The organism is Spiroplasma endosymbiont of Megaselia nigra (assembly GCF_003987485.1).
GTDB lineage: Bacteria > Bacillota_I > Bacilli_A > Mycoplasmatales > Mycoplasmataceae > Spiroplasma.
The window spans coordinates 1-5,825 of sequence record NZ_RCOO01000070.1; the positions used below are offsets into that span (position 1 = coordinate 1).

Consider the following 5,825-nt stretch of genomic DNA (forward strand, 5'->3'; position numbering starts at 1 on the left):
TAAAATAGACCAGCATACAAGAAAAAATATTTATTATCTTTATCATAAAGGTAATACTTTTGTTGGGCGAGACCATAAAAAAAGCAATTAAGATAAATTGCTATGAACTTCCCCACCAAGATATGTTGATTAAATGACTTTGTAGGCAAACCGACATCGAGCACTATCAAACCGAGCGGGAGTTAAAAATGGAAAACGGTAATCTCAACGCCTACCCCGACTTAATTGTTTACAAAACTGATGGAACAATTCAATAACTATGCTTGACAAGAACTAAACACCTACGAAATATGAAACAATAAAGAGTAATATTTGTTAGATTTCATTTTTGGGCGAGCGGTTGATTTTTAATAATTTTTATGATAAAATGACTTATAAGTTAAAAAATATTTTGAGGTTCTTTCAAACAAATTTGGGAACCTTTATAAAATTCTTCGCTTAACGCTTAGAATTTTTCCCAAGTACTTTGCAAAGCGTGACAAAAGTTTTTTTAAACTTTAAGTAATTTCCATAAAGTTTAAAAAATCACCGCGAGCCCAGAATAATCCAAATTAATCAAAAATAGGTAATAAAGTTGATACATAATAAAATAAAAAGAGCTTTTGCTCTTTTTATTAATTTTCTTTTTGATTTTTAATCATAATTTTTTTAGTTTTTGTTTCTTCTTGTTTTGGAATTTTAATACTTAAAATTCCATTATCGAACGAAGCAGAAATTTTATTTTCATTGATATTATTTGGTAATCCTATTGAACGGTAGAATGAACCAAAATATCTTTCTTGAATATGATAATTATTTTTTGTTTCTTCTTTCTTTTCTTCTGTTTTTGTTTGTATTGTTAAGATGTTGTTATTGATTTTTAAATCAATATTTTCTTGTAAAATACCAGGCAATTCTGCATTTAAACAATACTCGGTATCATTTTCATAAAAATCTATTTTTGGTGAAACTGATTTATTTTCATAAATTGGATGTGTTAATTTATTAAAATCTTCAAAGAAATTAGAAAAGATATCATCAATAGTATTTAATCTACGATTAATATTTTTATCATAATTTGTTAAATTATTTTTAATTGTCATATATAATCAATCCTTTTAAATATATAAAATAAATTGTTTTAAAAAATTAGATTAATATTCAATTTTATTATTTGTAGCTGTATTTATGTATTTCACCAGTTCTGGTAATAATTATTTCTTTAATTAAATTTGACATTTTTTTTATAATCCTCCTTATCACAAAAATTTATATAATAAAATTGATTATAGGTTGTTTATATCAACCTATTTAAATTATAAAATTGTAATAACATTTTGTCAATCAACATATTAGAGTGCTAAAATATTTTAATAAATATATTTAAATTAAACTATAATATAAAATCAATATGTAAAATAAAAGTAGTTGAAGTAATCATTTTAAAATATAAAGTATGTCCGTGCACGACTTTATATAAAACGCAACTGTTTAAATTTATATTAAAAATCAAGATTTTTAATTTTTATAAAACCCTTATTTTATAAGGGTTTTTTGTTGCTTGTTTTCCTATCGTTGATTGTGGCGCACTGAAAGTTATTTTCGCGGGTAAAATGGCAATAAAAATATAAAATATTTATTTATTTCATTTTTTACTTATTTACATTTTAAAAATAAAACATTTTTTATTTGTTTTATTTTTAAAATGTAAAACAAATAAGGTACTTTTATCATTATTTTAAAAATAAAACATTTTTTATTTGTTTTATTTTTAAAATGTAAAACAAATAATGATAAAATATATATGAAAAAAAGGAGAAATATTATGGCAAAATTAAATACATTTCTTGAAAAAAATGGAATAAAAGAACTTTCAAGTTTTTCTAATACAAAAGAATTTAAAAAAAGAACAAGCAAAGATATGATACCCAATACTTTTTGTTCTAAATATTTAGTAAATAAATTTAGAGAAGAAGCTGAAGAAAAAAGGTGGAGTTATACTACTTTAATGACAATTATTTTAGAAGAGCGTTATGGAAAGGAAAACAACAATAATGAAGATGATTAGTTTTTGTAATAAAAAAGGTGGTGTTGGCAAAACGACCCTTTGCAAAAATGTTGCTTATAAATTTGCTCTTGATGGAGCAAAGGTCTTATTAATTGACCTTGACCCACAAGCAACTTTATCAGTCCAATTTTATACAAATAAAATTGTAAAAGATATTACTTTATTAAAATTGTTTGGTGGTTTTAATGTTGGAATAAATAACATTATTCAATCAACAAAATATAAAAACATTGACATTGTTATTGGCGGAGAAGAATTAACAAAATCTTCTGCTATTTTAAATAATTTATATTCAAAGGATAAAATATATAAAATAGGAAAAAATATATTTGATAGTTTTAATAATATTTTTTTAAAGTACGATTATGTGTTGATTGACTATCCACCAACAGTTTTAGAGTTAGCACTTAATTTTTTGATAATATCTGATTTAATTATTATGCCAATTAATAATGGTTTAGGTGCATTTAAAGGGGTATTAGATTTGAAAAATACTTTAAATCATATTTGTAGACAAGAAAATATTAATGTTCCAAGTTTAAAAATAGTTTTTAACAATGTTAAAGAAGATGAAGATACTATTGAAATTTATAAGTTATTAGAAAACGAAGAATTAAATAATAATTTATTACAAAGTGTAATAACTAATTCAAAATCATTTATTAAAACCGAGAATAAGCTTTCTAATATATGAGAAAATGTATATTATTGGCGACAGAAACAAGCATACGAAGAACTCATCAAGGAAATCAAATAATAATGAAAAAAGTAGAAAACAAAGACACTATCAATCATAATTTAATGGTTGTTGATGTTGATTTACAAAAATGTTTGAATTGTAGTTTTGTTATTCAAAAAATCGATGATGAATGATTTACGATTAACACAGGGGACAAAAACTGCGGTAAATAATAACTTTGTGTTATAATTTTGTTACCAAGATATTTTATATCTTTGGTAGGTAGTCCAATCCTACTTTTATCAAATGCATTAAATATCAACCTTTACATTTTTATCTCATATTAACAAAAACACTAGATACAAAAATGTATCTAGTGTATAATAAAAAAAGAACTAAATAAAACAAATTAAAATTTGGTGATACTAAATTGTCTAGTAAACAATTTAGTATCGTGGAAACGCTAGTTCTTGCTAGTGTTTCCACAGACAATTTTAACATATTTTACTTGGGTATTTTTGTGATACGCTTGTGAAATATGTTATAAATTGCTTGTGGGAATAGTGCGATGGTGCTATTCTCTTTTTTATTTAGAAAGGAATACAGGAAATGAAAAAATTAATCAGTTTATTAACAATAGCAACTTTGACAGCGAGCGTTCCCGCGCCTTTGTTAGCAAATACACTGCTAACTCGCGCAAAACGTGGTGTTGGGGTTTCTAACTCAAACAATGCCTATCTACCATTAAAAGAAATTAAATATATAAAAGGAAATATTACATCAATTGCAGTTGATAGTAACAATAACGTTTATTTTGGTACAGACAAAGGTGCATTTGTGTTAAAACAAGGTGAAACAACACCAACAAAAATTGATTTAAGTGAAAGATTTATTTATATTTATTCCCTTGCGGTTGATAGCAACGACAATATTTATATTTCTGCTTACAGCGGGATTGTCGGCGGTATTTACAAAATAAATAAAAATGAAATAATTGCAACTAAAATAAATGATATTGATAATGTTGTTTCTCTTGCCATTGATAGTAAGGACAACATCTATATTGCAAAACAAACCACTTATGGGAAGAATCAATTATTAAAATTAATGAGTGGAGTAATTAGTTTAATTTTAAATTTAAAAGAAAATAATGGTAATGTTTGAAATGTATCTATTGATAGTAAAAATAACATTTATTTTGGTACAAGCAATGGTGCGTATAAGTTGGTTGATGGTGCAGACACCGCAACCAAAATTACTGATATTGATAAAACAGTTAATTCCGTTGCGGTTGATAGCAACGACAATATTTATATTGGCACAAGTGAGGGTGCGTTTGTTTTGAAAAAAGGTTCTACAACACCAACAAAAATAGAGGGGATAAATAATAAAATTAACTCAATTGCAGTTGATAGTAAAGATAATATTTTTGTTGTGGCAAATAGTGGTGTTAAATTTACAACAACAGTTTTAGATTGAGTAAAACAACAAAGTAAGTTTATTTTGGTTGATAGCACAAAAACACAAACTTGGACTCGCCCCGATTTGCTTAGTGTTGATGGGGAGTTAAACATTGATATTGCCAACCCCAATATTGATAAAGTTGTCTTTGATAATGTCCAACAAGGACAAACAAATAAACACTGGACTATCAATGTTAAACCCGAGACTAGCGAGAAAGACCATAATTTACAAGTAATTTTTACTTTGGATGGTAAACAATATACGAGTGAAATTATTGTTTCGATGCAGGCGAAAATAGACCCGACACCAACACCAGTGCAACAAAATCTAAGTGATTTAATAAAAACCACTGATTTAGGTAATATCATTGATAACAATGATGACACTATTTTCACTGCTGTTAATCAGAAAAACGGCAATGTCATTGATGATTTTTCACAAATTGAAATAACAAAAAAAGATAATCACTCGGCAATTTTAAAAGCGCGCGATGATAGTAAAAGTTACAAAGGTTCGGTTGATGTAACTTATAATGTTGTTCCATCAACAGTGGTTGATTTGAAAATTGATGTAACACCAACACCATCAACCGCAACGGTAATAAAAGATTATCTTGGTCAAATTGATATAAGCAATATCACAAATCCAGTTAACACATTCCACTATGCAAATAGCGAAAGTGTTATCACAATGGTTAAACCAACCACAAGCAGTTTGATAACTGGTGTTGTCTATGGTTGTGATGATAAATGAAATAAAACATCACAATCAAGCATGATTGACCGATCAAAGGGGATTAAACTTGATGGGTCGCAGTTATCAACAAACGATGGTAAATATGTTGTTGAACTGTCAGACAACTTAGGACATACCAACAATGTTTATTTACAAATTGCAAAGGACAAAAAAATAGCAAATTATTTTGATACGGATAAAGGCAAACAATTTGAAATCTGAGCGAAAGCAAATGGACACGACAATATCCGTGGTTATTCTGCTAGTCAACTAAATAAATTGTTTGCAGAGAGCAAAAACTGACAGCAACTAGCTAGTGATAGTCAATTTGCCAATTTTCTTACCGACTGGTTTAAAATCAATGGGAAATTGTCATCAACCGAACCGTTGACAAAAGAGCAAGTTATAGAACAGCTAAAAACCCAAATTCCAAGCAGTATCAAAATTCCTGCGGTAAATACCAGCAATTATGATGTAAACAAAGTTTCGTTTGAATTAAACCAAAGTGAGTTTAAACCAAATGCCAAAGTAAACATTACTGTTAAATACAATAATGCCTCAGCAGAGCAATTTACTTTGCCAATCAAAGACAGCAACACACCCGCCAATAACAAGAAAACTGGTTTGGGTATCTGGACTATCTTTGGAATTGTGCTTGGTTCGCTGGCGGGTCTTGCTCTTCTTGGTTGGTTGTTTAAACGGTTTGTGGTTGATCCGTTTATTTTAAAACCAATCCGCCAGAAAAAAGAAAAAGCCTTTGTGGCAAAAACCGAAAAAGATATTGCTCAAATGAAAAAAGATGATGAAGAATGAGAAGCAAAACAAAAAGGAGAAAAATAAGATGAATTGAACAATTTTCTTTGCTGTTCTGATTCTTGTGTGTCTTTTTGCTCGTCCGGC

The 5,825-nt window shown here is 27.6% G+C and carries 6 protein-coding genes; 5 read left to right on the plus strand and 1 reads right to left on the minus strand.

What is annotated here, in order from left to right; translation table 4 throughout:
* Nucleotides 1-62 precede the first annotated feature (62 nt).
* Entirely contained in the window at nucleotides 63-257 is a 195-nt protein-coding gene (locus D9R21_RS04010) for a hypothetical protein (protein ID WP_126821197.1), read from the plus strand.
* A 357-nt stretch (nucleotides 258-614) separates the two neighbouring features.
* Here the strand turns inward: D9R21_RS04010 and D9R21_RS04015 are convergent, their stop codons facing one another.
* On the minus strand, nucleotides 615-1,082 hold the full coding sequence (locus D9R21_RS04015) for an Hsp20/alpha crystallin family protein (RefSeq protein ID WP_126821198.1): 468 nt from the start codon (nucleotides 1,080-1,082) through the stop codon (nucleotides 615-617).
* 722 nt (nucleotides 1,083-1,804) lie between these two features.
* Here D9R21_RS04015 and D9R21_RS04020 point away from each other — a divergent pair.
* The 4 genes from D9R21_RS04020 to D9R21_RS04030 all read left to right on the plus strand — a co-directional run bounded on the left by D9R21_RS04020 (nucleotide 1,805) and on the right by D9R21_RS04030 (nucleotide 5,765).
* Nucleotides 1,805-2,047 carry a hypothetical protein gene (locus tag D9R21_RS04020; RefSeq protein WP_126821199.1) on the plus strand — a complete coding sequence of 81 codons (243 nt, stop codon included), beginning with the start codon at nucleotides 1,805-1,807 and terminating at the stop codon, nucleotides 2,045-2,047.
* Nucleotides 2,034-2,804 (plus strand): ParA family protein, encoded by a 771-nt coding sequence (locus D9R21_RS04025; RefSeq protein WP_158613878.1) that lies wholly within the window; start codon nucleotides 2,034-2,036, stop codon nucleotides 2,802-2,804. The genes D9R21_RS04020 and D9R21_RS04025 overlap by 14 nt, the downstream gene beginning before the upstream one ends.
* Nucleotides 2,805-2,806: 2 nt before the next feature.
* Nucleotides 2,807-2,959 (plus strand): hypothetical protein, encoded by a 153-nt coding sequence (locus tag D9R21_RS07935; protein WP_196234375.1) that lies wholly within the window; start codon nucleotides 2,807-2,809, stop codon nucleotides 2,957-2,959.
* A 376-nt stretch (nucleotides 2,960-3,335) separates the two neighbouring features.
* Nucleotides 3,336-5,765: a ligand-binding sensor domain-containing protein gene (locus D9R21_RS04030; RefSeq protein ID WP_126821201.1), complete on the plus strand. Its 2,430-nt coding sequence runs from the start codon at nucleotides 3,336-3,338 to the stop codon at nucleotides 5,763-5,765.
* Nucleotides 5,766-5,825 lie beyond the last annotated feature (60 nt).